At 63.9% G+C, this 25,652-nt stretch carries 24 protein-coding genes; 5 read left to right on the top strand and 19 right to left on the bottom strand.

The annotated features are described in order from the left end of the window. Nucleotides 1-275 precede the first annotated feature (275 nt). The 8 genes from VFO25_09250 to VFO25_09285 all read right to left on the bottom strand — a co-directional run bounded on the left by VFO25_09250 (nt 276) and on the right by VFO25_09285 (nt 7,876). Nucleotides 276-1,145: a 2-oxoacid:ferredoxin oxidoreductase subunit beta gene (locus VFO25_09250; protein HET9343083.1), complete on the bottom strand. Its 870-nt coding sequence runs from the start codon at nt 1,143-1,145 to the stop codon at nt 276-278. A gap of 3 nt (nt 1,146-1,148) precedes the next feature. Continuing rightward, complete coding sequence (locus VFO25_09255; GenBank protein HET9343084.1) at nt 1,149-2,912, bottom strand: 2-oxoacid:acceptor oxidoreductase subunit alpha; 1,764 nt, start codon at nt 2,910-2,912, stop codon at nt 1,149-1,151. Nucleotides 2,913-2,996: 84 nt separating this feature from the next. Next, nucleotides 2,997-3,485, bottom strand: a complete 489-nt coding sequence (locus VFO25_09260; protein ID HET9343085.1) for a GreA/GreB family elongation factor — start codon at nt 3,483-3,485, stop codon at nt 2,997-2,999. A 41-nt stretch (nt 3,486-3,526) separates the two neighbouring features. Continuing rightward, nucleotides 3,527-5,062, bottom strand: a complete 1,536-nt coding sequence (locus VFO25_09265) for a sodium:solute symporter family protein (GenBank protein ID HET9343086.1) — start codon at nt 5,060-5,062, stop codon at nt 3,527-3,529. Next, a complete protein-coding gene (locus VFO25_09270) occupies nt 5,059-5,262 on the bottom strand; it encodes a DUF3311 domain-containing protein (GenBank protein HET9343087.1) in 204 nt (67 codons plus the stop codon). The genes VFO25_09265 and VFO25_09270 overlap by 4 nt, the downstream gene beginning before the upstream one ends. Nucleotides 5,263-5,425: 163 nt before the next feature. Then, nucleotides 5,426-6,697, bottom strand: a complete 1,272-nt coding sequence (locus VFO25_09275; GenBank protein ID HET9343088.1) for a hypothetical protein — start codon at nt 6,695-6,697, stop codon at nt 5,426-5,428. A gap of 16 nt (nt 6,698-6,713) precedes the next feature. Further along, nucleotides 6,714-7,379: a type II secretion system protein gene (locus VFO25_09280; GenBank protein ID HET9343089.1), complete on the bottom strand. Its 666-nt coding sequence runs from the start codon at nt 7,377-7,379 to the stop codon at nt 6,714-6,716. Further along, nucleotides 7,376-7,876 carry a hypothetical protein gene (locus VFO25_09285; protein HET9343090.1) on the bottom strand — a complete coding sequence of 167 codons (501 nt, stop codon included), beginning with the start codon at nt 7,874-7,876 and terminating at the stop codon, nt 7,376-7,378. Before VFO25_09285 ends, VFO25_09280 begins: the two co-directional genes overlap by 4 nt. On the opposite strand from VFO25_09285, the gene thrS reads away from it, so the two are divergent. The 3 genes from thrS to tsaD all read left to right on the top strand — a co-directional run bounded on the left by thrS (nt 7,875) and on the right by tsaD (nt 11,481). Next, nucleotides 7,875-9,608, top strand: a complete 1,734-nt coding sequence (thrS, locus tag VFO25_09290) for a threonine--tRNA ligase (protein ID HET9343091.1) — start codon at nt 7,875-7,877, stop codon at nt 9,606-9,608. The two genes, VFO25_09285 and thrS, sit on opposite strands and share 2 nt — an antisense overlap. A gap of 194 nt (nt 9,609-9,802) precedes the next feature. Next, complete coding sequence (locus VFO25_09295) at nt 9,803-10,432, top strand: trimeric intracellular cation channel family protein (protein HET9343092.1); 630 nt, start codon at nt 9,803-9,805, stop codon at nt 10,430-10,432. A 32-nt stretch (nt 10,433-10,464) separates the two neighbouring features. After that, complete coding sequence (gene tsaD, locus VFO25_09300; protein HET9343093.1) at nt 10,465-11,481, top strand: tRNA (adenosine(37)-N6)-threonylcarbamoyltransferase complex transferase subunit TsaD; 1,017 nt, start codon at nt 10,465-10,467, stop codon at nt 11,479-11,481. Nucleotides 11,482-11,535: 54 nt separating this feature from the next. Here tsaD and pyk read toward each other — a convergent pair whose 3' ends face one another. Beyond that, nucleotides 11,536-12,960, bottom strand: coding sequence for a pyruvate kinase (gene pyk / locus VFO25_09305; GenBank protein ID HET9343094.1), 1,425 nt, complete (start codon nt 12,958-12,960; stop codon nt 11,536-11,538). Further along, a complete protein-coding gene (locus VFO25_09310) occupies nt 12,957-13,613 on the bottom strand; it encodes a formyltransferase family protein (protein ID HET9343095.1) in 657 nt (218 codons plus the stop codon). Before VFO25_09310 ends, pyk begins: the two co-directional genes overlap by 4 nt. A 55-nt stretch (nt 13,614-13,668) precedes the next feature. Between VFO25_09310 and VFO25_09315 the strand changes: the two genes are divergently transcribed. Then, nucleotides 13,669-15,105, top strand: a complete 1,437-nt coding sequence (locus VFO25_09315; protein HET9343096.1) for a hypothetical protein — start codon at nt 13,669-13,671, stop codon at nt 15,103-15,105. A 579-nt stretch (nt 15,106-15,684) separates the two neighbouring features. Here the strand turns inward: VFO25_09315 and purM are convergent. Beyond that, nucleotides 15,685-16,743 (bottom strand): phosphoribosylformylglycinamidine cyclo-ligase, encoded by a 1,059-nt coding sequence (gene purM / locus VFO25_09320; GenBank protein HET9343097.1) that lies wholly within the window; start codon nt 16,741-16,743, stop codon nt 15,685-15,687. Nucleotides 16,744-16,908: 165 nt separating this feature from the next. On the opposite strand from purM, the gene VFO25_09325 reads away from it, so the two are divergent. Next, nucleotides 16,909-18,525 (top strand): leucyl aminopeptidase, encoded by a 1,617-nt coding sequence (locus VFO25_09325; protein HET9343098.1) that lies wholly within the window; start codon nt 16,909-16,911, stop codon nt 18,523-18,525. Between the two features lie 102 nt (nt 18,526-18,627). Here the strand turns inward: VFO25_09325 and VFO25_09330 are convergent, their stop codons facing one another. The 8 genes from VFO25_09330 to guaA form a co-directional block, all read right to left on the bottom strand. Further along, entirely contained in the window at nt 18,628-19,119 is a 492-nt protein-coding gene (locus VFO25_09330; GenBank protein ID HET9343099.1) for a hypothetical protein, read from the bottom strand. 202 nt (nt 19,120-19,321) lie between these two features. Continuing rightward, a complete protein-coding gene (locus VFO25_09335) occupies nt 19,322-19,819 on the bottom strand; it encodes a hypothetical protein (protein ID HET9343100.1) in 498 nt (165 codons plus the stop codon). Nucleotides 19,820-19,914: 95 nt separating this feature from the next. Continuing rightward, a complete protein-coding gene (locus VFO25_09340; protein ID HET9343101.1) occupies nt 19,915-20,037 on the bottom strand; it encodes a hypothetical protein in 123 nt (40 codons plus the stop codon). Between the two features lie 209 nt (nt 20,038-20,246). After that, a complete protein-coding gene (gene purF / locus VFO25_09345; GenBank protein ID HET9343102.1) occupies nt 20,247-21,719 on the bottom strand; it encodes an amidophosphoribosyltransferase in 1,473 nt (490 codons plus the stop codon). A gap of 40 nt (nt 21,720-21,759) precedes the next feature. After that, complete coding sequence (gene purD / locus VFO25_09350; protein ID HET9343103.1) at nt 21,760-23,106, bottom strand: phosphoribosylamine--glycine ligase; 1,347 nt, start codon at nt 23,104-23,106, stop codon at nt 21,760-21,762. Beyond that, the gene (locus VFO25_09355) at nt 23,103-23,249 is read right to left on the bottom strand and encodes a hypothetical protein (GenBank protein ID HET9343104.1); all 147 of its coding nucleotides are present in this window, start codon (nt 23,247-23,249) and stop codon (nt 23,103-23,105) included. Before VFO25_09355 ends, purD begins: the two co-directional genes overlap by 4 nt. A gap of 2 nt (nt 23,250-23,251) precedes the next feature. Next, nucleotides 23,252-23,893 (bottom strand): dihydrofolate reductase family protein, encoded by a 642-nt coding sequence (locus VFO25_09360; GenBank protein HET9343105.1) that lies wholly within the window; start codon nt 23,891-23,893, stop codon nt 23,252-23,254. Further along, nucleotides 23,884-25,452, bottom strand: coding sequence for a glutamine-hydrolyzing GMP synthase (guaA, locus tag VFO25_09365; GenBank protein ID HET9343106.1), 1,569 nt, complete (start codon nt 25,450-25,452; stop codon nt 23,884-23,886). Before guaA ends, VFO25_09360 begins: the two co-directional genes overlap by 10 nt. Nucleotides 25,453-25,652: the final 200 nt, after the last annotated feature.

A 25,652-nucleotide genomic window follows, 5' to 3' on the forward strand; every position in this document is an offset into this window, starting at 1 on the left:
TCGAGTTCGTGGTACAATACATGAAGAGCCCTCCTGAAGGCGGTTGCTAAGCACAAACACCTTTCAGGAAGGCTCTCGCTTTACCCTAATTTTACGTGTAGCGAAGGTCCGTAGACACTACACTAAAGCTCGACCGCTACATATCTTTTGAAAGACCGCGGCGGTTTCGAGATAAATCTCGACCGCTACATATTTATTTGAAAGACCGCGGCGGTCGAGATAAATCTCGACCGCTCTCAATTTTCTTTATCGTCGAGGTCGTGGCGATTGAGCGGTTATCGGTACTGGTCTTGGATGGACGCGAATTTCGGGGAGAGCTCCTCGATCTTCAGACCCGCGATCGCCGGGTTGTCCTTGATCGTCAGCGATTCGAGCGTCGGCCGCGTTTCGTGATAGAGGATCCCGAGCGGGATCTTGCCCGGCTTCATCAGCACGTCGAACGCATGCGTCCGGTTCGTCGGATCGTATGCGGGGTCGTCGCTCACGTGGTAGACGTTGTCCTTGAACCACTTATACGTGTTGATCTTGTTGAACGTGACGCACGGCGACATCACTTCGACGATCGCAAACCCCGGATGCCGCACACCCGCTTTGATCATCTCGACCATCGCCTTCGGCTCCGATGAGAAGCCGCGGGCGATGAAGGTACCGCCAGCGGCCAGGGCGATCGCGAGTCCGTTGATCGGCGCGTCGGGATTGCCCGAGGGGCTCGTGCCCGTCACGTAGCCCAAAGCGCTCGTCGGCGACGATTGGCCCTTCGTCAGTCCGTACGTCTGATTGTCCATGACGACGTACGTCATGTCCGGATTGCGGCGCACGGCGTGCAAGAAATGCCCTGCACCGATCGCGTAACCGTCGCCGTCGCCACCGGCGACGATGACCGTCAGATCGCGGTTCGCCAATTTTATGGCGGTCGCGGCCGGCAGCGCCCGTCCGTGGACGCCGTGCAAAGCGTACGAGTTGAAGTAGCCCGAGATCTTACCCGAGCAGCCGATGCCGGAGACGAACGCGACGTCCTTCGGCCGCAGTTCGAGTTCTGCCGCTGCCTGCTTCAGCGCGGCGATGACGCCGAAGTCGCCGCATCCGGGGCACCACCACGAGGCGGTGTGGGTCGCGAAATCTTTCGCGGTGATCGTCGTAGCCATGATCTAACGGACCCCTGCCGGCTCGCGGACCGGAGCGAACTTAGCGACCGCGTCGATGATCTCGATCGGCCTGAACGGTTTGCCATTGTATTTGAGCACGGGATGGACCGTCTCGCGCGGCCCGACGACGTAGCGGATGAGCCTGTCGAGCTGGCCCGTGAACGAGTTCTCGATGATGAAGACGTGGTCGGCGCCCTCGACGAACGCTTTCACTTCCTCTTCGGGGAACGGCCACAACGTGCGCAGCTGCATGAACGCGGTTGGCAGGCCTGCCGCTGCGAGGCGGTCTTGCGCCTCGGCGATCGGCCCGCGATTGCTCCCGTAGCCGATGATACGGATGCGCGATGACGCATCGCCGAGGATGTTCGGCTTCGGCAGGTCCGGACGCATCGACACGAGCTTGCGCATCCGCTTTTCCATCATCTTCTCGCGGTTGCGCGCGTCTTCGGTGATGACGCCGCCGTCGGAGTGCTCGGAACCCGGCGCGAGATGCATACCGCCCTCGACGCCCGGGATCGCGCGCGGCGACACGCCGTCGTCCGAGAACGCATAGCGATTGTATTCGCCGACCGAGAGCGCGCCGTTGCGCTGGAGCTTGCCGCGATCGACCGTCACGGTCGACATCTCGAGCGGCGGCAGCGTCGCCTTGCTCTGGCACAGCGCCTGCTCGGAGAGGACGAAGACCGGCACCTGATACTTCTCGGCGATGTTGAACGCGGCGACCGTCAGGTAGAACGACTCCTCGACCGTACCCGGCGCGATGACGACGCGCGGGATCTCTCCGTGCCCCGAGAAGATCAAATGGTTGAGATTGCTCTGTTCGGTCTTCGTCGGCATGCCCGTCGACGGACCCGCCCGCGCGCACTCGATGACGACGATCGGCACTTCGATCACGCCGGCCAGGCCGATGCCCTCGGTCATGAGGGCTTGACCCGGGCCCGACGTCGCCGTCATCGACCGTACGCCCGCAAACGCCGCGCCTATGGTCATGTTGATCGCAGCGAGCTCGTCCTCGGCCTGCACGACGACGCCGCCGTATTGCGGCGCGTATTTCGCCATCCACTCGAGCACGTCCGTGGCCGGCGTGATCGGATAGCCCGCCATGAAGCGGCAGCCCGCGACGAGCGCACCGTAACCGATCGCATCGTTGCCCATCATGATGAGGCGATCGCCGTCGGTCGATTGCGACTGCGCGTATCCCGACGGACGGTTGTAGTTCTCGCGGATGTATTTCGCGCCGGCTTCGATCGCGGCGATGTTCTTCTCGACGACCGCCTCGCCTTTGCGCTGGTAGACTTTCGTGACGTCGCCGCGGACGACGTCGGGATCCATGCCGGTGAGCTCGGCGATGACGCCGAGCGACACCGTGTTGCGGACGATCTCGAGGCCGAGGTCGTGCTTGGCTATTTTCCCGAGCGGGACTTCATAGATGAAGACGTCGTCGCGGCGCAAGTCGTCGGGGATCTTCTCGTCCGTGTTGTCGAAGATGATGAAGCCGCCCGGACGCATCTCGTCGATGTGTTTCTGCACGGCCTCGAGGTCGAACGCGACGAGGCAGTCGACGAAATCGGCCATGCCGTAGTTCGCGTGATCGCTTGCTCGGATGACGTAGTTCGTGTGGCCGCCGCGAATGCGCGACGGGAAGTCTTTATACGTGTAGACTTCCCGCCCCATATGCTTGAAAACGCCGGCGATGAGATCGCCGGTCGTGAGACTCCCGTCTCCAGCCTGCCCTCCGAACATCACTTCGATGTCGTTGAAGATCATCCGGGCCTCCGTGGCACTGTGCTCCGTACCTTGCGTATCGGCGCGTGTCTGACTTTAGTTAGTGGGCGGCCCAGGTGTTCCCCGCTATCCCAGGTCGACGATGACGACCTCGACGTCACCTACCGGACGTCGCCAGGTGAGCCGAGAGCCGCGCTTTTGCCCCATCAGGGCACTGCCGAGCGGCGAAGTCCACGAGATCTTCCCTTCCGCCGGATCGGCTTGGTCCTCTCCGACGATGGTGAACGTGCGCCGCTGTCCGCCGTCATCGATCGTCACCGTCGTGCCGATCGCGACTTCATCTCGTTTCGCTTCGACGAGGATCGCGTCGCCGATGCGCCGTCGCAGATAGCGGATGTCGCGCGCGATGCGCGCGAGCGGCGCCTTCGCCGCGATATCGCCGGCAGCATGACGATCGCGCACATGCCCTTGTTCGGCGAGCGCTTCGTCGAGCTGTCGATGCAGGTCTGCGAGGCCGTCCGCGGTGACGTAGTTCGGATGCGCGCTCTGCGGCTTCTCGGGTAGGTCGTCATCGGGCGCGTCGCCGTCGGTCTCCTTGACGAATGCGCGGCTCATGGTACCGGACTGCTTCGACGACTCGGGGCGAACCCCCGGTCCTAGTTGGCGGGGTACTCGACCTCGACGTAGTCCTCGGTCGTCGTCCGGTCGATACCGCGCGATGTGCGCGCGGCGTCGAGTGCGATCGTCGCGACCGCTGCGACGAGCAGATCCGCTGCGAGCGCCCAGATCCCGATGAACATCGTGACCGGTGCACCGAAGAAGTGCAGGGTGAACACCGATGCGAAATGATTTGCGATGATCATCCAAAGCGCGACCGCGATGCCCGCGATCCAGCCTGCGACGAGCGCCACCCGGTGGAACCATCTCGTGTAGAGACCGATGAGAACGGTCGGCACGATCTGCAGTATCAGCGCGCCCGCGAACAACTGGTAGTAGATCGAATATTGCGCCGGCAAGAAGAGCACCGCCGCGAGCGCGCCCAATTTCACGACGAGTGACGCTGTCTTCGCGACGTTCGTCTCCTCCCGCTCGGTCAAGGTGCGCGCGCCGAGCGCCATGTGGATGTTGCGCGTGTAGAGATTCGCCGCAGCGATCGACATGACGGCCGCGGGGACGAGCGCGCCGATGCCGATGGCCGCCATCGTCATCCCGAAGAACCACGACGGGAAGAAGTGTTGGTAGAGCATCGGAATCGCATCGTTCGGGCTGGACAGATGCAAACCGGCGGCGAGTGCCATGTAACCTGACAGCGCGATCAATCCGAGCATGAGCGTGTAGGCGGGAAGCATCGCCATGTTGCGCCGCACGACGTCCGTGCTCTTCGCGCTTAGGACTGCCGTGATGTTGTTGGGATACATGAAGAGCGCGAGTCCCGAGCCGATGCCGAGCGTCACGAACGCCGTATATTGGGCCGGCGCGAGTACGGTGCTCGCCGGCTTCGGGAGAGCCGACAACGTCCGCTCGGCCGCCGCGAAAATGTTGGCGAATCCGCCGAGCTGCAGCGGTATATAGATCACGGCGGCGATGGCGGTGACGTAGATGAGGATGTCTTTGACGATGGCCACGAGCGCAGGCGCGCGCAAACCGCCACGGTACGTATAGGCTGCGAGGATCGCGAACGCGACGATCACCGGTACGTCGCCCGCCCAGCCCGTGCCCGTAAGGCCCAGCGCCTTGATCGCGACCTGAAGACCGACCAGCTGCAGCGAGATGTAGAGCATGACGGCGATGATGCTCGTCACGGCGACGATCAACTCCAAGCCTTTGCTGTCGTAGCGGTCTCGAGCGAAGTCCGCGTACGTGATGTAGTGACGCTTGTGCGCGATCGCCCAAAAACGCGGCCCGAACACGAAGACCAACGGATAGCAGACCGCAGTGATCAGCGTGAGCGGGAAAAACGCCAGCGCGCCAAGCCCGGTCGCGAGGGCCGGCAGCGCTACGAACGTGTAGGCGGTGTAGACGTCGCCGCCGAGCAAGAACCAGGTGATGAGCGTGCCGAAGCGGCGGCCGGCCAACCCCCATTCGTGGAGCACGTTGAGGTCGCCGCGCCGCCAGTTCGCCGCGGCAAAGCCAAGGACGGTCACGCCGCCGAACAGGATGAGAAAGACGACGAGCGCGGTCCAGTCAATCATCGCGTCGCGTAGTAGACGATGCCAGTGATGATGCCTGCGATCACCGACATCGCAAGCTGGTACCAATAGAAAAACGGCATGCCGAACAGCGGTGGACCGCCCACGGCGTAGAGCTGCGGGAACATCGATGCCAAAAGCGGCAGCGCCAACAGCAAATACCAGGCGCGCTTTGAGCGTCCGCTAGCGGGCGAGCCCTTCATCGACCGCGCCTTCGCGACGTCAAAACGCCCGCCCTACCGCACAGTTGAGTAGGCCGGGGAGCGGTCGAGATTCATCTCGACCGGAGACGCGCTTGCAATAAGAAAGACCGCGGCGGTCGACCGTAAAGGTCGACCGCTCCCAAATCCTGGTGGAACGGCCCGCTCAATACTCCATGTAGGAGACGATTTTGAAGTCGTACGTCGGCAGCTTCGGCACGATCTTCTTATCGATCCGTATGCCGCCACCGCTCGTGCTGTCGAGGTAGACCTGACTGCCCGCGTCGAGCGCGCCGACGACTGTACCGGTGCCGGCTAAATCGATCGAACCGTTCGGCGCGTAGACGAGACCGACGCGCTCGTTCGTCACCGGGTCGAGCTGCAGCGCGTATGCGCCGAGCGAGTTCACGCATTGCGTGGCCGAATCGGAGCCGAGAACGACGAGCGTGCCGCCTTGGGCGCGCACGGAATAACCGCCGCTCGCCCCGACCGTTGAGAAGACGCCGCTCACCCAGAGATTCGCGCCGTCGTTGATCAGCCTCGCGCCGTCGTGGATGCAGACGTTGCCGTCGATGAAGACCGATTTGCCTTTCGACAGCACGACCGTTCCGGACCTCAACTCGACGTCACCGTCGATAAAGACGTTTCCGTCTATGACGGCCGAGCGAGTGGGTGGCGATATCGTCGGGGCGCCGCCGGTCGCCTCGTTGCTCGCGTCACCCGCGGCAGCGGTCACCTGCGACGGCGAAAGGACGGGCATCGGCGGCGAGTTCGGGAAGGCACCGCCCTCACCGGAGGTCACCTGATCGATGCCCGCGGCATACGTCGGTCCCTGAACCGCCGCCGGCACGGTGTTCTGGTAGATATTGCCGTTCGCGCGCATCACGGCATCGGCCGCGCCCGGAGTGCTTTCGTAGATGCCGACGTCGCCGCGGATATACACGTCGCCGCCCGCGATGACCGCACCGGCCGGCAGCGTCATGCCGTTGCTCGGCGCGATGAGCGCCTCGATGAGCACGCCGCGTCCGCCGCCCTGACCGCTTCCGGAAGACCATGCATAGACCGTATTCAAGGGCACAGCGATGTGATTTTTAACATTTGCGCGATCGATGACGTTGCCGGCCTTTTGCGTCGCGATCGCGTTGTACGCTATGCACCACTGGAACGAGCCGCCGTCGGCGAGCGTCCCCATCGTGCCGGCGTTGGCGCCGTTCGCGCATGCGCTCGAAGTCCCGTGGGATCTATCGAGCTCGTCGACGACCTGGTCGATGCCGGCCTCGGCCGCGTTGAAGGCAGCGAGTTTCGCGCGGATCGAGTTCTCCGTCGCTGCCGACCCGAATGCGTTGCTGAGAAGCACGACCGCGACGAAAAGCAGCACGGCGACGACGATGAGCGCTATCATCATCGTCATCCCCCGCTCGTGCCGCTTGTCGTTCAAATCGCGTACCTCTCCGTCAATTGTGCGCGAGTACGTCGTCGTCGAAGGTCGACGTATTTTGCTCGTACCCAGCTTGGCCCATGGCAACCACGCGGATCGTCGTGACGTCGTTTGTCGAATTGACGGCCGCGGAAAATTCTGCGATATTACGCATCACGATCATCGGCTGCGTTTCGGCGGCCGCCGACGCGACCGCTTCCTGCGCGAATCGTTGCAGCGTAGCGCGCTCCTGCGGCGATGGGTCGCCGATCTGCGCAGCGATCGGCGCCGGTTCGAACGAGCGGTAGACGTCGCCGCCCGGCGAGCGCTGCCAATAGACGATGAAACCTTGCCACGCGGGCGCCGCCAGCACGCCGTTCGTCTCGAAGGTCGCTCCGAGATCGTTCGAATCGACGGCGGTCGCCATGACGACCGCACTATCGGCGGTGGCGATCGAGCCGTTCCCGCAATCGACCGGCGAACGGGTACACGCGAAAATGGCGATCGCATCGCTCTCGCGCAAGTCACGCTCGAAGACGTACATCCCGGACGATGCGGGCGACATCGACTCGGCTTTCGCCTGCGCGCGCGCGGGCGCTAACAGGAGCGGCGGCACGGCTCCGGCGATCGCGAGAAGCATGAGACCGATGATGACGGCGACGACGAGCGTCTCGGCGATCGTCATCCCGCGGTGCCGGCTCACGGCAGCTGCCTCGTGATGAGCGTCTCGAGGGGCTCGAGCGTGTGCGTCTCGCCGCCGATCGTCACGATGATGGATATCTTGCAATCGAACAGCGGCGAGGACGCGCCCTCGGGCTGCGTGCAGCGCGGCGAGAGCGAGACGCTTGGCGTCGATTGGGTCGCCTGGCCAGTCGCCATCGACGAGCCGGCGGACAGCGGCTCGATCGTGGGCGACGGCAGCGGTTGTCCGGATTCGATCGCGACACGAACGTCGTCGAGATAACGATGCGCCGATGTCGCGGCTTCGGACCTGATAGCGTCTTCGCCGATCGCGTTGTACGTGAACGGCATGACGTCGAAAACGCTGATGAGCGCGAGCAACACGAGTCCGAGCGCGATGATCGCCTCGACGATTGAAAAGCCCCGGTGTAAAACCGAACGCCCCGTGGTCGACATGTGGAGGCGGGTCTTTTGCGGTGCCCAGGGGTGGCCCTTCGGCGGTGCGAATCGCGGCCTCATGGCCTCGAACCAGGAACACCTCGACCACCTCAGGCACACGGCGGCGCACTTGCTCGCGCACGCGGTCGTCGACTTGTTCGGCCCCGATGTGAAGCTCGCGATCGGACCGTCGATCGAAGACGGCTTCTACTACGATTTTCTCAAGGAACCGGGGTTCACGCCCGAAGATCTGCCGCGGATCGAGACTCGAATGCGCGAGCTCATCGCGCAGGGGCTTCATATGGAAGGAAGGCGGGTTTCGCGCGAGGAGGCCGCAGAGTACTATCGGGACAGAAACCAACCGTTCAAGCTCGAGCTCCTCGACGCGATCCCCGAGAGCGAGCCGGTTTCGATGTACACGATCGGCTCGTTCACCGATCTGTGCCGCGGTGGTCATGTCGCGTCGAGCAAGGAGATCGGCGGGCTCAAGCTGCTCAGCGTCGCAGGCGCGTACTGGCGCGGCGACGAGCGCAATCCGATGCTCCAGCGGATCTACGGCACCGCGTTCCCGACACAGGCCGAGGTCGACGCGCACCTCGCGATGCTCGAGGAAGCGGCGCGCCGCGACCATCGCAAGCTCGGCAAGGAGCTCGACCTCTTCTCTATGGAGGATGAAGCAGGTCCGGGTCTCGTCTTCTGGCATCCCAACGGCGGACGCATCCGCGCGGTCATCGAGGACTTCATCCGCGGCGAGCTGCGGCAGCGCGGCTACGAGCCGGTGTACACGCCGCACATCGTCCACGAAGCGGTCTTTATTCGTTCTGGTCATTTGCAGAATTTCTCCGAGACGATGTTCGGGCCGATGGTCGTCGAGGAACAGCGCTACCGCGCGAAGCCGATGAACTGCCCCGGGCATATCATGGTGTACAAGTCGCAGCAGCGATCGTACCGCGATCTGCCGTTGCGTTTCGCTGAGTTCGGCACGTGCTATCGTTACGAGCGATCCGGCACGATGCATGGGCTCATGCGAGTCCGCGGTTTCACGCAGGACGACGCGCATCTGTTCTGCACGCCTGAGCAGCTGCTGGGAGAATTCGAGAGCACGGCAGATGCCGCGCTCGCCGTGTTGCGCGCGTTTCAATTCACCGATTACCAGCTGTTCGTCGCGACGCGCCCGGACAAGGCGCTGGGCGACGAAGCCGCGTGGGATCGCGCGACGGCCGCGATCAAGACGGCGTGCGAGAGCGCGGGCCTTCCTTATGAGATGGATGAAGGCGGCGGCGCGTTCTACGGGCCGAAGCTCGACATCAAGGTGCGCGACGCGATCGGGCGCGACTGGCAGCTGTCGACGGTCCAAGTCGACTTCAACTTGCCCGAGCGCTTCGAGTTGACGTACGTCGGTCAGGACGGCGCCGAGCACCGGCCCGTGATGATCCATCGCGCGCTGCTCGGATCGCTCGAGCGCTTCTTCGGCGTGCTCGTCGAGCACTACGGCGGCGCGTTCCCGGTTTGGCTCGCGCCCGTTCAAGCCGTCGTGCTGCCGATCGCCGACGGACAGTTCGAGTACGCCGCGTCCGTCGCCAAGCGTTTGCGCGACGCCGGATTCCGCATCGACGTCGACGACTCGAACGAGCGTCTTCAGAAGAAGATCAAGATGCAGCAGGGTCGCAAGGTGCCGTACATGCTCGTCGTCGGCAAGAACGAGGCTGCCGCTGGCGAGGTGAACGTCCGTACGCGCGCAGGCGACCAATCCGCGATGTCCGTCGATGCCTTCCTCGCCCGCCTCGCTGACGACACCGCTAAGAGGATGTAGTAGGCCGAGCGCAGCTCGGCATGTAGCGGTCGAGCTTTAGCTCGACCGCCGCGACCTCGACCTAGAATGGAAGGGAGGTCGACCTTTACGGTCGACCGCCGCGGTCTTTCAGTTGCACGCTCGTCTGCGGTCGAGATAAATCTCGACCGCTCCCTTAGAGGTCTCAGCGACATATCTTCGCAAGCCATTTGCCGATGCAATCGAGCGCGCTCGAAAACGTCATCAATATCATCACGATCGCGGGTCTGGCCGCGTTCACCGTTTCCGGCGTCATCGTCGCGAAGCGCAAGGACATGGACGCGTTCGGCTGCATGTCCGTCGCGTTCATCACCGCGCTCGGCGGCGGCACGCTGCGCGACGTTCTCCTCGGTCGTTTCCCGTTGTTCTGGATCGCGCACGAGTGGTACGCGATCGGCGTCTTGATCTTCGCAGCCATCCTCTTCTACAGCTCGCGCTTCATCGCGCTCCGCGAGCGCGCGATCCTCATCCCCGACGCGTTCGGGCTCGGCCTCTTCAGCGTCACCGGCGCGACATACGCGCTCGAGGCGCACACGTCGTACATCGTCGCGTCGATCCTCGGCGTCATCACGGGCGTGTTCGGCGGCGTCTTGCGCGACGTCATCTGCAATGAGATACCGATCGTCTTCTCTCGGACGCAGCTCTATGCGACGTGCGCGCTCGCCGGCGTGTGGACGTACATCATCCTCGATCACTTCGGCGTCGAGAGCGCGTGGTCGTTATCGCTCGGCGTCGCCGTGACGTTCCTGACGCGGATGGCCGCCGTCTTCTTCGACCTTCGTCTGCCGACGGAGCTCGAGACGTAGGTCGCGACGCTTCCGCCCGATAAGCAATCCGCATGCGTTTGCTCGGCATCGAGACGTCGTGCGATGACACGGCCGCTGCGGTCGTCGTCGACGGTACGACCGTGGAAAGCAACGTCCTCGCCTCGCAGGATGCCTTCCACGAGGAGTACGGCGGTGTCGTCCCCGAGATCGCGAGCCGCAAGCACGCCGAATTGATCAACGCCGTCATCGAGTCGGCGCTGAGCAAAGCGCGTCGCTCGCTTGACGACATCGACGGTATCGCCGTCACCTGCGGACCCGGTTTGGCCGGCAGCCTCGTCGTCGGCGTTGCAGCGGCTCAAGGCCTTGCCTTCGCTCGCGGTCTGCCCGCGTATGCCGTCAATCATCTGCACGGTCATCTTTTCGCGAATTACTTGTCGAGCCCGCAATTCCCCGATCGCAAAGCGCCGCAGCCACCGTTCATCTGCTTGATCGTCTCCGGTGGGCACACGGATCTCATCTTCGTCGAAGCGGATGATCGCCACAAACGTATCGGGCGGACGCTCGACGATGCGGCCGGCGAAGCGTACGACAAAGTCGCGCGCATGATCGGGCTCGGTTTTCCGGGTGGACCGCACCTCGATAAGCTCGCGTGTGACGGCGACTCGAACGCGTTCGCGTTTCCGCGCAGTCTCCTGAACGAACCCGGCTACGACTTCAGCTTCTCAGGCTTGAAGACCGCGGTACGCTATCATCTCGATGCGCATCCCGAGCACGCGACCGATCGGGCGGCGGACATCGCGGCGAGTTTTCAAGCCGCGGTTGTCGATGCGCTGTGCGCGAAGACGTTGCGCGCCGCGCGGGATTTCGGGGTCAAGACGATCGCGCTTGCGGGCGGTGTGTCGGCGAACTCGGCGCTGCGTGCCGAGCTGACGAAACGCGGCAACGCGGCCGGACTCGATGTCCTCGTCCCCGCGCTCGAGTATTGCACGGATAACGCCGCGATGATAGCAGCAGCCGCTTTCTATAGAGGCGAGGCGTCGCGAGTCGATCCGGTCGATTTGAAAGCGGATCCCAATTTCGCGTGGTGAGGGTAGGCCGCGGCGGTCGAGATGAATCTCGACCGCTCCCTAATTTTGCGTTAGTTAGCTGGCGCGGACGATCTTGATGAAGTTCGTCCTTCCGGCGACGCCCATCGGCGAGCCCCCGACGACGACGACCGCATCACCCGACTGCACGACGCCTAAGCGGACGAGCTCGGCCTCGACTCGCGAGATCATCTGCTCGGTGTGGCCGCTCTGTTCGATGACGGTCGGCAGCACGCCCCAGTCGAGCGCTAGTCGACGTCCGACGACTTCGTCAGGAACAAACGCGTAGATCGGCACCGCCGGCCGGTCCTTGCTGACGAGGCGCGCAGAGAAACCGGTGTGCGTGAACGCCGCGATGACCTTCACGTCCATGCTCTCGGTGATGTGGCACGCGGCATGCGAGATCGCGTGTGAGTCGCTGTTGACGCGCTGTCGTCGCCGCTCGCGCGGCGGGAAACTCGACTCCGCCTCGAGCGCGATGCGCACCATCGTCTCGACCGACTCCACGGGGTACGAACCCGCTGCCGTCTCGCCCGACAGCATCAGTGCGTCGGTGCCGTCGATGATCGCGTTGGCGACATCGGAGGCCTCGGCGCGCGTCGGGCGGGGCGCAAAGATCATCGACTCGAGCATCTGTGTCGCGGTGATGACCGGGATCAGATGCTCCTTCGCCTGGCGGATGATATGTTTCTGGAGCGTCGGCACGCGCTCAGGCGGCATCTCGACGCCGAGATCACCGCGCGCGACCATGACCGCGTCGCTTGCCCTCATGATGGCATCGAGCCGCTCGATCGCTTCGGGTTTTTCGATTTTCGCGACGACCGGCACGACGCCGCCCGCTTGTCGCACGAGTTCCTTCGCTTCGAGCACGTCTTCGGGCCGGCGGACGAAGGAGATCGCTATGAAGTCGACGCCGGTGGCGACCGCGTGACGCAGGTCCTCGCGATCCTTGTCGGTCAACGCCGGCGACGACACCGCGACGCCGGGAAGATTCATCCCCTTATGCTCGCCGAGCATGCCGCCGTTGTCGACTATGCACGTGACGACCTCGCCACGCACCGACTTCACATGCAGCTCGATCGCGCCGTCGTTCAATAGTATGCGATCGCCCGGCTTGACGTCGCGCGGGAGCTGCGCGTACGCGGTCGACAGACGCTTTGCGGTGCCGACGACCGATTCGGTCGTGATCTCGACCGTCGCGCCGGCCACGAGTTCGACCGGCTTGTGATCGACCAGCGAGCCGATCCGCAGCTTCGGGCCCTGTAAGTCCGCCAAAATCCCGACATTGCGCCCGACCGCGCCCGATGCTCGACGGATCGTCTCGCGCCACTCGTCGTACATCGCATGGGTCGCATGCGAGAAGTTGACGCGAAAGACGTCGACGCCCGCCGCGATCAATCGCCGCACGACCGCTTCCTCGCAACTCGCCGGGCCGATGGTCGCGACGATTCGCGTGCGCCGAAAACGTCCGTCGTGGATCATGAGACCGCCGCCAAACCCTTGGCGCGCAACCACGCCGTGACGCCGTCGATGACCACTTCATGCTCGATCGGATGCAACCGCGCCAGCGCGGAAGCTTCATCGTCATCAGCGCGAAGCGCGAGCTCGCGGCGCGACAGCACGCGCCCACGATCGACCGCCGGCGTTATTTCGATCAGCGTCGCGCCCGTCATCGTGACGTTTGCGGCGATCGCATCGCGCACCGCGTGCGCGCCGCGGAAGACGGGTGAACGCGTGCCGTCCGGCAACGCGACTTCATCGGCGGATGGATCGTCCGGAAGAAACGATGGATGCAGGTTGAGTATGCCGTCGAAACCGGCGTCGAGAAACTCGGGCGCGAGCACGTGCATCCAGCCGAGGAGCAAGATCAGGCGAGCGCCGCTCGACTCGACCGTGGAAGCCAAACGCAGGGCATACTCCGCCCGCGATTCCGATCCGCGAAGCCACGTGAGGACGGCGGTCGGAATGCCCGCGGAAACTGCCCGCTCGAGCGCTCGTGCTCGCGGCGTGTCGCAGATGACGAGTTTGATGTCGAGAGGCAGACGGCCGGCGCGCGACGCGTCGAGGACCGCCTGGAGATTCGTGCCGTTGCCGGAGACGAAGACGGCCGTAGGGACCAATGAACCACGAGACATCGCAGGCCGCTTTGCCGCAAGTCCGCGAAACTCCCCGTACGGAAAGGTCGTCACCATGCAACGCAATCTTCCTCCTTATGTGGTCGCGGCGGTCGCGATTCTCTTGGCTGGCTGCGGCGCGATCCGATCCGTCATCCCGTCGGCGAATGCGCCGGCGGGGCCGTCGTATTTCTCCGCGTCGCCGTTCCTATCGACGAAGAACTATATCATCGAATATCCGGTCTCGCAAACCCCGAGCTACATCGCGAAGGGCTCCGACGGCAACCTTTGGTTCACGACAGCGGGCGACGTCAACCAGATCACGACGAGCGGCGTGCAGACCGCGTTTCCCAACGGGGGCGGATTTGCGACGCACATCGCGGCCGGCAAGACCGGCTTCCTCTGGTTCACGGACCTCAACGGCAACATCGGCGAGATCGCTGTCAACGGAACGATCACGACGTTCAGCGTCCCCGGCGCCGGCAAGACCTTCGACATCGCGAAGGGCCCCGACAACAACATGTGGTTCAGCGAGCAGAGCGCGCACGCTATCGGCCGGATCACGCCCAGCGGTGCCTCGACCCTTTTCGCGATCCCGAGCGGTGCCACACCGAGCGGCGTCACCTCGGGTCCTGACGGCAACGTCTGGTTCTCGGCGAGCGGTGGCCCAAACGTCATGGAGTTCGGAAAACTGACGACGGCCGGCGTCTTCACGGAATACCCGATAGCGCCCGGCACGCCCGGCGTTCCCGGCGCGATGACAAAAGGGCCTGACGGCAATCTCTACGCGACCGACTCGGTCGGCGGCGTCTTCGCCGTGACGACGGCCGGCGTTTCGACCTACTACCCGACGGCGTTCCAATCCAACTTCGAGAACGGCATCGCAGTCGGACCGGACAAGCAGATCTGGATCTCGCCAGGCGACTCGGCCGACGACCTCACCGAGTTCAACACGTCGAAGCATACGTTCGGCAAAGCCGCGATGGTGCCCGGATGCCCGAACGGCGGATCGTCGGCGATACCGCGCGGGCTCACGCTCGGACCCGATGGCGACATGTGGTTCGTCACTGAAGGCTGTACGTACGTCGGTGTGTACGAAGAGAAGGTCGCGCCCGTGGGTATCCGGCTCACCGGCGAGCAGCCTTTCACGGATCCGAATTACGGCTTCGAGCTCGGCTACTTCAATGGTACGACGTCGATGACGTCCGAGACCGTATCGCTTCACGCTGGCGAGTCGGTGCGGTTCCAAAACGTCGACTCGACCCTCACGCACACCGCGAGCTTCCTCGGCGATGCGACGCAGAATAGCGCGCCTTGGCCGCCCTCGTTCAACGGGTCATCGACACAATCGCCGGCAAACACGGTGATCTCGTCGAGCGGTTTTTCGACCGGCCCGCTCATGCCGGGCAAGTCGTCGCTCGTCTACGAAACCGGCATCCCCGGGTTCTATATGTTCGGCTGCGCTTTCCACTACGATCCGGACAAGATGCGAACGGTCATCATCGTCCACTGAATCGCGCGAAAGGGAGCGGTCGAGATTCATCTCGACCGCCGCGGCCTTGCGGCGCGTGGTATTTTGTAGCGGTCGCGCTTCAGCTCGACCGGAGACGGCCGATCCTGCGGCGTCAGTGCACCCTGATCGTGAGCACGTTTGATGTAAGCGTCGTATAGTATTCTCTGGACTGCGTCGTCATTCGTGTTACCGCAGTCACTGTGTATGTTCCAGGCTTCGTGAAGTCAAACAAGCTATCAAAAGCGTAAAACGCAGTGTGGTACGCTGAGCCTCCATCGAGCCACGTATTCGGTGGCGTGCTTCCTGAAAATCCGATCCGGGGGTGCTTGCTCGCTGAAAGGTACGGGCCGCCATCATATCTGACCAGAAATTGGTATTCTGAATATTCACCGGAACGGTGTGTTGTGATTGGTGCCTCCGATACATTTCTAATCGTCACGAGGAGACCTATCGATTCACCAACTTTGTAGGCGCTCTGTGTCGTTGAAATCGAAAGTGTAAGACCTTTTGATGGCGCGCCTTGCAAAGGCTGCCTATCCACGACCGTGCCGCCCAGAGCGAAAATCAAAATGGCTGCAATCATCCTATGATGACCGCTGGGCCGCATTGGTGACGCGGTTCGATCTCGCCGACGATCGCCGCATTCGGCTGCGCCGAACCGTCGATTGGCTCGCGGACGAGCGCGTCGTTCGCCGCGGCGAGCGCTTTCGTACCGTCAGCCGACGACACGATGACGCAAAAGCCGACTCCCATATTGAACGTGCGGTAGGCTTCATCGTCCGAAAGGCGCGCTTCACGGACGACTTGCGCCATGAGCGCCGGCACTGTCCATTTCGAGCGATCGAATCGCGCGGCGAGATGCTCCGGCAACACACGTTCCACGTTGTCTAAGAGACCGCCGCCCGTGATGTGCGCCATCGCTTTGATCGCGACGCCCGAATCGCGGATCGCGTCGATGTACGGCAGGTAGCACGGATGGACGGCGAGCATCGCGTCGGCGATCGTCGTCGACGAACCCTCGACTCGATCGCTCCATCGCGATCGATCGAGGACCCGCCGCACGAGCGAGTAGCCGTTCGTGTGGAAACCGTTCGCGGGCAACCCGATCACGAGATCGCCGGCGACGACCGATGTCGCATCGGGCATCGCATCGCGTTCCAACGCGCCGACGATCGTCCCCGCGAGATCGAAGTGGTCTTCGGCATAGACGCCCGGCATCTCCGCGGTCTCGCCGCCGAGCAACGCCAGGCCGAACCGTTCGCACGATGCCGCGATACCCGAGACGATCGACGCGGCGACGGACGCGTCGAGCTTGCCGACCGCGAGGTAGTCGAGGAAGAACAGCGGACGCGCGTTCATGCACGCGATGTCGTTGATGCAATGGTTGACGAGATCGCGCCCGACGGTGTCGAATCGCGCGAGCGCGGCGGCCACCAAGACCTTCGTCCCCACGCCGTCGGTGCTCGCGACGAGAACGGGCCTCTTGAAACCGCTGAGCTCGAAACATCCGCCGAACCCGCCGATTCCTTCGAGCACGCGCGGATCGCGGCGCGATCCGAGCAGTGCGCGATAGCGCTTGACCGCTTCGTTCCCGGCATCGATGTCGACGCCGGATCGCGCGTACGAATCGCTCATCATCGGCACCATTACGCGGCAGCCGTGTGAGCCCCTATTCTGCAAATTCCGAGCGCGTTGGAGGTCCGTCCTCTGGCCCGTAGAAGGGCCCGCCGATTCGCAAGACCGTTGTCCGGACCGCCGCCGGCCGTCTGCCGGCGACTCCCTTTTGAAAGGCTCCCACCGACGATGAGAATACACGTCAGCGCCGAGAAACCTGAGCGCGCCCGCGTCGATGCACTCGTACTTCCCGTCTATGCCGACGGCGTCGCATCGGCGTCCGTCGAGGCCGTCGACCGCAAGCTCGGCGGCGTCATCGACGAGCTGCGCTCCGGCAACGAGCTGCGCGGCCGCGAAAACGAAGAGCATACGCTCGTCGCGAACGGCAAGATCGGAGCGAAGCGCGTCGTCGTCGTCGGCATCGGCGCCAAGGGCGACGTCACGCCCGCGACGATCGCGCGCTACGCCGGTGTGGGCGTGCGGACGGCCGCGCGCCGAGGCTTGAGCACGCTCGCGCTCGTGCTTCCGGATGATCTTCCATTCGATGCAGCTGAAGTCGGCGAGGCCGCGACCGAAGGTGCGCTCATGGCGACTTTCGATCCGTCGCCGTATCGCAGCCGCCGGGAAGCGAAACCGGACGCCGTGAAATCGGTCACGCTCATCGCCGCCCCGTCGACGGCCAAACAGCTCGGCAAAGGTGTCGAGCGCGGCACCATCCTCGGTGAGGCGGCCAACCTCGCACGCGAAATGGTAAACGCGCCTTCGAACGACATGACCCCGACGAACATCGCCGACCGCGCGAAAGCGCTCGCGAAGAAATACGGACTCAAGGCGACGATCCTCGACACGGCCGGCATGAAGAAGCTCGGTATGGGTTCGTTCCTGTCGGTCGCGGCCGGCAGCGACGAACCGCCGAAGATGATCGCGCTCGAATATCGCGGCGCGCCGAAGTCGAAGACCGTTCTCGGCCTCGTCGGCAAAGGGATCACGTTCGATACGGGCGGCATATCGCTCAAGCCGGCCCAAGACATGGATGCGATGAAAGGCGACATGGCGGGCGGTGCGGCGGTGGTCGCCGCGATGAGCGCGATCGGGCAGTTGAAGCCGGCCGCGAACGTCATCGGCATCATCGCCGCGACCGAGAATATGCCTTCCGGCCGCGCGACGAAACCGGGCGACGTCGTCCGCGCGATGAACGGTAAGAGCATCGAGATCATCAACACGGACGCCGAGGGGCGGCTCGTCCTCGCCGACGGGCTTTGCTGGGCGCGCAAGCTCGGCGCCACGCACCTCGTCGACATCGCGACGCTCACCGGCGCGGCCGTCGTCGCGCTCGGCCACACGACGACTGGCGTCATGAGCAACGACCGCGAGCTCGTCGATCTGTTCCACCGTGCGACGCGCCCGTTCGGCGAGCGCTATTGGGAGTTGCCGCTGTTCCCGGAATACGCCGACCTCATCAAGAGCCCGATCGCGGACATGAAGAACAGCGGCGGACGGCCGGCGGGCACGATCTTCGGCGCGATGTTCATCAAGGAATTCGTCGACGACCAACCCTGGATCCATCTCGACATCGCGGGAACGTCGTGGGCGGAACGAGACAACGGCCATATCGTGAAAGGCCCGACCGCGGTGGGGATGCGTCCGATGGTCGCGCTCGCAGAGCTCATCGGCAAATCCGACGTCCACAAGCGGGCTGATGATGCCGCGCAGCGCCGCTTCATGCAGGGCTCGCTCAGCACAGCCGCGTCGACGAACGGCGCGCCGAAACGCAAGCGCGCGACCACAAAGCGCAAGAAGAAATAGAGCCACAGAAAAAAGGGAGCGGTCGACCTTTACGGTCGACCGCCGCGGTCTTGCCTACACAGTCGCCGAGCTTCGCTCGGCCTACTACATCGGATGCGCGAGTTACGAACCCAGCCAGGCGGGCTTCTTGCCCGACTTGTTGCCGCACTCGGTCATATGCTCGGCGTGAGGGATGTACCATGCGTGGATGTCGTAGTGCGGTATGGGATAGCCCGGATGCCCGTGCGGCTCGAACCATATATCGACGTGATCGATATGGTAGCCGGGCAACGGCTTCAACTGCTCATCCCAGCTCTTGCCGGATTCGAACAGCTTCTGATCAACCATGATTTCGGTGAAGGTCGGTTTGCCGTCATACCATCCGTAGATGGGGCCGAACGGCAGATCCTTGAGATTCGCGTAGTGATAGCCCATCGTCGGGATGCAGCCGAGAACGGCCGAAACGCCCTTCGGTAACCCGTCGGGATTCTGCGGACCGTGCATGCTCATCCATTTCATCTCCGAAGCAGATGGCCCCGGAGGAGGCGACGGTGCCGCCGCGGCGCTGCCCACGCACGCGACGACGATCGCCAACGCCAACCACTGGTGCTTCATGGCAATAACACCTCCCCAACCTCTAAGAGCTAGGCCGCGGCGGTCGAGCTAAAGCTCGACCGCTACATCTCCGGAGAGCTAGGCCGCGACGGTCGAGCTAAAGCTCGACCGCTACATCTCCGGAGAGCTAGGCCGCGGCGGTCGAGATAAATCTCGACCGCTCCCTTTCCTAATCGCCGAGGACGCGGCGTGCTCGTCGCCCCTACGGAGTGTGGCCCAACCAAGCCGGGCGCTTACCTGACGTGTTGCCGCAGAACAACATATGCTCCGCGTGCGGGATGTACCATGCGTGGATATCGTAGTGCGGTATCGGATAGCCTTCGTGTCCGTGCGGCTCGAACCAGATGTCGACGTGATCGATGTGGTAGCCAGGCAACGGCTTCAACTGTTCATCCCAGCTCTTGCCGGACTCGAACAGTTTCTGGTCCACCATGATCTCGGTGAACGTCACCTTGCCGTTGTACATGCCGTAGATCGGGCCGAACGGAAGATCCTTGAGCCGCGCGTAGTGGTAACCCATCGTCGGGATGCAACCGGAAACTCCGACGACGCCGGCGGGAAGACCGACCGGTGCCGGGGGCTTCATCTGCATCCATTTCATCTCCGATGCCGACGGCATCGGCATGCTCGGACTCGTCGCCGCCGCCGCGCCGCCCATGCACGCGACGACCAGTGCGGCCGCTAGCCAGGGATACTTCATTGGCAAAATACTCCTAACAGTGAGAAGTAAGGAACTCACCTAGGGAGCATCGTTTCGGGTCGTCCGCGCGGGCGACCTCTAGAGCGCTTGAACGACTAGGCCGCGTCGAGCACGTCGTGCATGACGCGCTGCGTGATGATCACGGCGGACTCATCGGCATTGTACGCATGAGTCCAATAGATGTGGACGCCGGCGGCGGCAAGATCGCCATCGATCAACCGCAGCTCGACGCGCGAGGGTTTACTGTACTTCGACGCTCGGTGTAGCAGGTACGAATCTTGCCTCATCGGTCTATAAGACAGACAGCGTGCCCTGCTGTGACACAACCGGAGCACCGCGCATCATCGGTACTCATATGGAAGGAACGATGCGTGTGACGTACGTCAGAGCTACAAACGATCGCGCGATGTAACGCAGCGCGCGAGGATCAGCCGTGCAGCGCCGGATCGGCGAGCACACCTTCGGCAGCGCGCACGACATCGCCGAGGCGTTCGTGGATGCCATCGGGATAACGACCCGTGAAGCAGCCGGTGCAGAACTCGCTGCGATCGCGCGACGTCGAGCTCACGAGTCCAGGCAGGCTCAGGTACGCGAGCGAATCGGCGCCGACCGTCTCCTTGATCTCGGGCACCGTCATGTTCGCTGCGATGAGCTGGTCGTACGTCGCGGTGTCGACGCCGAGAAAACACGGATGGCGCATCGGCGGGCATGTGATCCGCATGTGCACCTCGCGCGCGCCGGCGCGACGCAGCAGCGCGACGAGCTGTTTGCTCGTCGTGCCCCGGACGATCGAGTCGTCGACCAGCACGACGCGCTTGCCGTTGAGATTCGCCCCGAGCGGATTGAACTTGAGCTTGACGCCTTGCGCGCGCATCGACTGGTCGGGCGAGATGAACGTCCGGCCGATGTAACGGTTCTTGATGAGCCCTTCGATGTACGGCAAGTCGGACTGATTGGCGTAGCCGATCGCCGCGGCGGTCGCGCTGTCGGGAACGCCCATGACGACGTCGGCGTCGGCCGGATGCTCCTTGGCGAGCTCGCGGCCCATCTGATAGCGCGCGAGGTAGAGCTCGCGGCCCTTGTATTCGGAATCGGGGCGCGAGAAATAGATGTATTCGAAGATGCAGTTCGCCGGCTTGACCTCGGTCTCGATCATGCGGCTGCGCAGGCCGTGCTGGTCGACCATGACGATCTCGCCGGGCGTCACCTCGCGGAGCAGCTCCGCGCCGATGGTCGACAGCGCGCACGACTCCGACGCGAACACCCAGCCATTGCCGTACTTGCCGACGCACAACGGACGGATGCCCCACGGATCGCGGAACGCGAACAGTTGCGTCTCGGTCGCGAGCACGATTGAAAACGCACCGATGCAGCGCTGCATGACGCGCGCGACGCGGTCTTCCATAAGATCGTCGGGCGCCTCGACGATGAGCCGCGCCATGACGTCTGTATCGGACGCGGACGTCGGCACGAGCGTATCGGTGAGCGCCTCGCGCAGCTCGTGCGTGTTGACGAGATTGCCGTTGTGCGCGATCGCGAACCAGCCGAGGCGGCTGTGCATCATGAGCGGCTGCGCGTTGTACAAGATCGACGAGCCGGTCGTCGAGTAGCGCGAATGTCCGACCGATAGATGGCCCGGCAGTTTCGCCAGCGTGTCCTCGGTGAAGATGCTCGAGATGAGGCCCATGTCGCGGTGACAACGCAACACAGCGCCATCCGAGACGGCGATGCCGGCGCTTTCCTGACCGCGGTGTTGAAGGGCGTAGAGCGCGAAGAAGGTCGGCCGGGCGACGTCTTCGCCGGGCGCATAGATGCCCGCGACGCCGCATTTGTCGTAGACGGCGTCCTCGCTACCTTCCGGTTTCGGCCGGTAGCCGTCCCACGAGTTGCGCACGGGCATGTCCATTTATTTCAACCTTACTCGATAGCCCGCGCGCATGTCAATGACGCGCACCTAGTACGCGAAGAGCGATGTCGCTTCGGCAGCAAAGCTTCGTGCCGCTCGGCAGGATGCGGCCGTATGCCGCGCAGGCCGCATATGCGCGCTCTCGCGCCTGCTCGTGTCCGTCGCCGACCGCCGACATCGTCAGCACGCGACCGCCCGATGCCTCGACGACGTCGCCGTGGAGCGTCGATCCACCCCAAAACGCGGTGACGCTCTCTCCGAGGATAGGGTCCGGCAGGGGCAACTTCGCGACCGGCAACGATCGCACCGGATAGCCGTCGCTCGCCAACACGACTCCGACGCACGCCTCTTGCGAAAACGCGACGTTCAACGCGCGCGTTCCAACGTCAGTGTCTTGTAGCGGTCGAGCTTCAGCTCGACCGGAGACGACCTCGCTCGTCGCAACGTCGTAAAGCAGCTCGAACAAGTCGCTCTTCATCCGCGGCAACACGACCTGCGTCTCCGGATCTCCGAAGCGCGCGTTGAACTCGAGCACCATCGGTCCGCGCGCGGTCACCATGAGCCCCGCGTACAAACAGCCTCGATAGTCGATGCCGTCGGCGCGCAGACCGCGAAGCGTCGGCGCGAGGATCTCCTCGCGGATGCGGGCTGCAATCGCGTCGCTCATGACGTCCGGCGTCGGCGAGTACGCGCCCATGCCGCCCGTGTTCGGCCCGGTGTCGCCGTCGCATGCGCGCTTGTAGTCGCAGGCGGTCGCGAGTTCCGCGCAGCGAACGCCGTCGGTGACGGTCATGACGGACACTTCCCGGCCTTCGAGCAGCTCCTCGAGGACGACGCTCGTGCCCCCGCCAGGCACCTTCTGACCACCGTACCAGCCGTCGAGGATCTCCCGCCCTTCGTCGACCGATGCGCAGACGACGACACCTTTACCGGCCGCAAGCCCGTCGGCTTTGATGACGACGCCGCCCTCCCACTCGGCCAGCGCTCGCTGTGCTTGCTTCTTGTCGTGGACGACCCGAAACTTCGCGGTCGGCACGCCGTGGTTGCGCATGAACTGCTTGGCGAACGCCTTGCTCGACTCGAGCTTTGCGCCGGCTCTTCCGGGTCCGAAAACGGCGATGCCCGCTTCACGCAGCGCGTCGGCGAGACCGGCGGCGAGCGCCGCTTCTGGTCCGATAACGGCGAGGTCGATGCCGCACGCGCGGCTTTTCGCGACGATCTTCGGCGTGGCGGTCGGTGTGAGATCGCTCCAATTCTCGCCGAGCCGCGCGGTGCCCGCGTTGCCTGGCGCCGCGAAGAGGCCGCTGACGCGCGGCGACTGTACGAGCTTCCACGCCAGCGCGTGTTCGCGCGCGCCCGAGCCGACGACGAGGACCTTCACCGCAAACCTTCTTCGACGGCTTTGCGCTTCGCCTTCAGATCAACTCCCCAGCTCACGCGCAGCGGACCGGCCGCCGCGTAGGCCTGGTCGAACCCGCGGTTCACACCGACGTCGAGCGCCTCCTTGAAGCGCGGATCGCTCACGCCTACCTGCTCAAGACGACGTGCAAAGCATGTTCGCCCGCTGCGGACTCGACGACGCGGAAACCGAGTTCGCTGAGATCGATGCCGGTGAACATCGCCTCGCCCTTGCCAAGGGCGACGGGCGAGATCGCGAAGTGCAGCTCGTCGATCAGACCTGCTTGAAGGAATTGGCGTATGGTCGAGACACCACCGGCGATCTGGATATCGCGTCCACTTGCGGCCGCCTTTGCCCGATCGAGCGCCGCCTCGATCCCGTCGGTGATGAAGTAGAACGTGGTCCCGCCGTCCATCGCGATCGGATCGCGCGGATGGTGCGTGAGCACGAAGGTCGGCACGTGATACGGCGGGTTCTCGCCCCACCAGCCTCTCCACGAGTCGTCCGGCCACCCGCCGCGTATCGGCCCGAACATGTTCCGACCCATGATGACGGCGCCGTACCCCGACCGCCCGCGCGCGGCGTACCTTTCATCCGTGCCTTCCGAGCCGCCGCTCTCCCCTATCATCGCACGGAATGTCTTCGTGCCGAAGAGCCACTCATGTAATTCGTGTCCGCGCTTGCCGATCGGATCGTCCACGCTCTGTTCCGGCCCGGCGCCAAATCCGTCGATCGATAGGCTGAAGAGCGAGACCCGGACTACTCCCATTCGATCGTCGCCGGCGGCTTGCTCGTTATGTCGTAGACGACGCGGTTGACGCCGCCGACCTCGTTGACGATGCGCGTCGAGATCCGCTGCAGCACGTCGTAAGGTAGTCGCGACCAATCGGCCGTCATCCCGTCTTCGCTCGAGACGGCACGGATGGCGACCATGTTCGAATAGGTCCGGTAATCACCCATGACGCCGACGCTTTGCACGGGCGTCAGAACGGCGAAATATTGCCACGGTTCCGGATCGGCTCCGCCCTTGATCTCCTCGCGCGCGATCGCATCGGCGCGCCGCAGGATGGCGAGGCGCTCCTCGGTCACGGCACCGAGCACGCGGACGGCGAGGCCGGGACCTGGGAACGGCTGGCGTGTGACGATCGGCTCGGGCAAACCCAGCTCGCGTCCGAGCGAACGCACTTCGTCTTTGAACAAGAGCCGCAGCGGCTCGACGAGGCCAAGGTGCATGCGCTCCGGCAGGCCGCCGACGTTGTGATGCGTCTTGATCTTCGCGCCCGCTTTGCTGCCGGGCGTTTTGCTCTCGATGACGTCCGGATAGAGCGTGCCCTGCACGAGCCATTTGACGTTGCGCAGATCGCGCGCGTGCTCTTCGAAGACGGCGATGAACTCGCGCCCGATGATCTTGCGTTTCTCCTCAGGATCGATGACGCCGTCAAGCGCTTTGAGAAAGCGCTCTCGCGCGTCGACCGCGATGAGATTGAGATGGAGGACGTCGCGGAACGTCGCGACGACTTCTTCTGCTTCTCCCTCGCGCAGTAGGCCGTGATCGACGAAGACGCAGGTGAGATTCGTTCCGATCGCGCGCGCGACGAGCGTCGCGGCGACCGCGCTGTCGACGCCGCCCGATAGAGCGCAGATCGCGTCGTCGCCGCCGACTTGCGTTTTGATCCGCTCGACGGCACGGTCGATGAACGAGGACATCTCCCAATGCTGTTTGAGGCCGGCGACCTTGCGCAGGAAGTTGTGGAGCACCACGCGGCCTTGTTCGGTGTGGCGCACTTCGGGATGGAACTGGACCCCGTACCAACCGCGTTCGGGATCGCCCATAGCGGCGACCGCGCAGGTGCTCGTGTGCGCAAGCGCGGTGAAGCCCTTCGGCAGGTCCGTGACCGTGTCGCCGTGGCTCATCCACGCCTGCGAATGGCCCGGAACGCCTTCGAAGATCGGCGCGTGGACGGCATCGAGGACGAGCTCGGTCTTGCCGAATTCGCGTATCTCGTTCGGCACGACGGTGCCGCCCGCTGCCCGCGCAAGCTCTTGCATACCGTAGCAGATGCCGAGGATCGGCTTGCCGGACGCCATGACCGCATCGGGGACGTGCGGCGCTTCGGCTGCGATGACGCTTTCTGGACCGCCTGTAAGGATGAACGCCGCAGGATTGCGGCGCTCGATCTCTTCCCACGGCGCGTCGAAGGGCAGGACCTCCGAGTACACTTGCTCTTCGCGCACCCTGCGCGCGATGAGCTGGCTGTACTGCGCGCCGAAATCGAGAATGACGACGGTCTCTTGGGCTATTTCCGACCGCGGTTCGTGGACGGCCATGCTTGAGACTTCCGTAAACGCCGCGCCCTCGCCTTGCGAATAACCCGTACGATGAAAAGGGGAGCGGTCGAGATTTATCGGCGCTTCAGGCTTTCTGGTGGCTCGGCGATAGGTCGAGGCCGCCGCAATGGAAGTAGATGGCCTGGGCAAAGCGTGCTTCGTTTCGGAAGCCGCGGGCCTGGTATTTGACCCATTGGATC

This window comes from Candidatus Eremiobacteraceae bacterium (genome assembly GCA_035710745.1).
Lineage (GTDB): Bacteria > Vulcanimicrobiota > Vulcanimicrobiia > Eremiobacterales > Eremiobacteraceae > JANWLL01.

What these genes read in the sequence shown, in the direction of transcription:
- VFO25_09250 (HET9343083.1), bottom strand. Translation starts at nt 1,145, where the DNA reads ATGGCTACGACGATCACCGCGAAAGATTTCGCGACCCACACCGCCTCG.
- VFO25_09255 (HET9343084.1), bottom strand. Translation starts at nt 2,912, where the DNA reads ATGATCTTCAACGACATCGAAGTGATGTTCGGAGGGCAGGCTGGAGAC.
- VFO25_09260 (HET9343085.1), bottom strand. Translation starts at nt 3,485, where the DNA reads ATGAGCCGCGCATTCGTCAAGGAGACCGACGGCGACGCGCCCGATGAC.
- VFO25_09265 (HET9343086.1), bottom strand. Translation starts at nt 5,062, where the DNA reads ATGATTGACTGGACCGCGCTCGTCGTCTTTCTCATCCTGTTCGGCGGC.
- VFO25_09270 (HET9343087.1), bottom strand. Translation starts at nt 5,262, where the DNA reads ATGAAGGGCTCGCCCGCTAGCGGACGCTCAAAGCGCGCCTGGTATTTG.
- thrS (HET9343091.1), top strand. Translation starts at nt 7,875, where the DNA reads ATGGCCTCGAACCAGGAACACCTCGACCACCTCAGGCACACGGCGGCG.
- VFO25_09285 (HET9343090.1), bottom strand. Translation starts at nt 7,876, where the DNA reads ATGAGGCCGCGATTCGCACCGCCGAAGGGCCACCCCTGGGCACCGCAA.
- VFO25_09295 (HET9343092.1), top strand. Translation starts at nt 9,803, where the DNA reads ATGCAATCGAGCGCGCTCGAAAACGTCATCAATATCATCACGATCGCG.
- tsaD (HET9343093.1), top strand. Translation starts at nt 10,465, where the DNA reads ATGCGTTTGCTCGGCATCGAGACGTCGTGCGATGACACGGCCGCTGCG.
- pyk (HET9343094.1), bottom strand. Translation starts at nt 12,960, where the DNA reads ATGATCCACGACGGACGTTTTCGGCGCACGCGAATCGTCGCGACCATC.
- VFO25_09310 (HET9343095.1), bottom strand. Translation starts at nt 13,613, where the DNA reads ATGTCTCGTGGTTCATTGGTCCCTACGGCCGTCTTCGTCTCCGGCAAC.
- VFO25_09315 (HET9343096.1), top strand. Translation starts at nt 13,669, where the DNA reads ATGCAACGCAATCTTCCTCCTTATGTGGTCGCGGCGGTCGCGATTCTC.
- purM (HET9343097.1), bottom strand. Translation starts at nt 16,743, where the DNA reads ATGATGAGCGATTCGTACGCGCGATCCGGCGTCGACATCGATGCCGGG.
- VFO25_09325 (HET9343098.1), top strand. Translation starts at nt 16,909, where the DNA reads ATGAGAATACACGTCAGCGCCGAGAAACCTGAGCGCGCCCGCGTCGAT.
- VFO25_09330 (HET9343099.1), bottom strand. Translation starts at nt 19,119, where the DNA reads ATGAAGCACCAGTGGTTGGCGTTGGCGATCGTCGTCGCGTGCGTGGGC.
- VFO25_09335 (HET9343100.1), bottom strand. Translation starts at nt 19,819, where the DNA reads ATGAAGTATCCCTGGCTAGCGGCCGCACTGGTCGTCGCGTGCATGGGC.
- purF (HET9343102.1), bottom strand. Translation starts at nt 21,719, where the DNA reads ATGCCCGTGCGCAACTCGTGGGACGGCTACCGGCCGAAACCGGAAGGT.
- VFO25_09360 (HET9343105.1), bottom strand. Translation starts at nt 23,893, where the DNA reads ATGGGAGTAGTCCGGGTCTCGCTCTTCAGCCTATCGATCGACGGATTT.
- guaA (HET9343106.1), bottom strand. Translation starts at nt 25,452, where the DNA reads ATGGCCGTCCACGAACCGCGGTCGGAAATAGCCCAAGAGACCGTCGTC.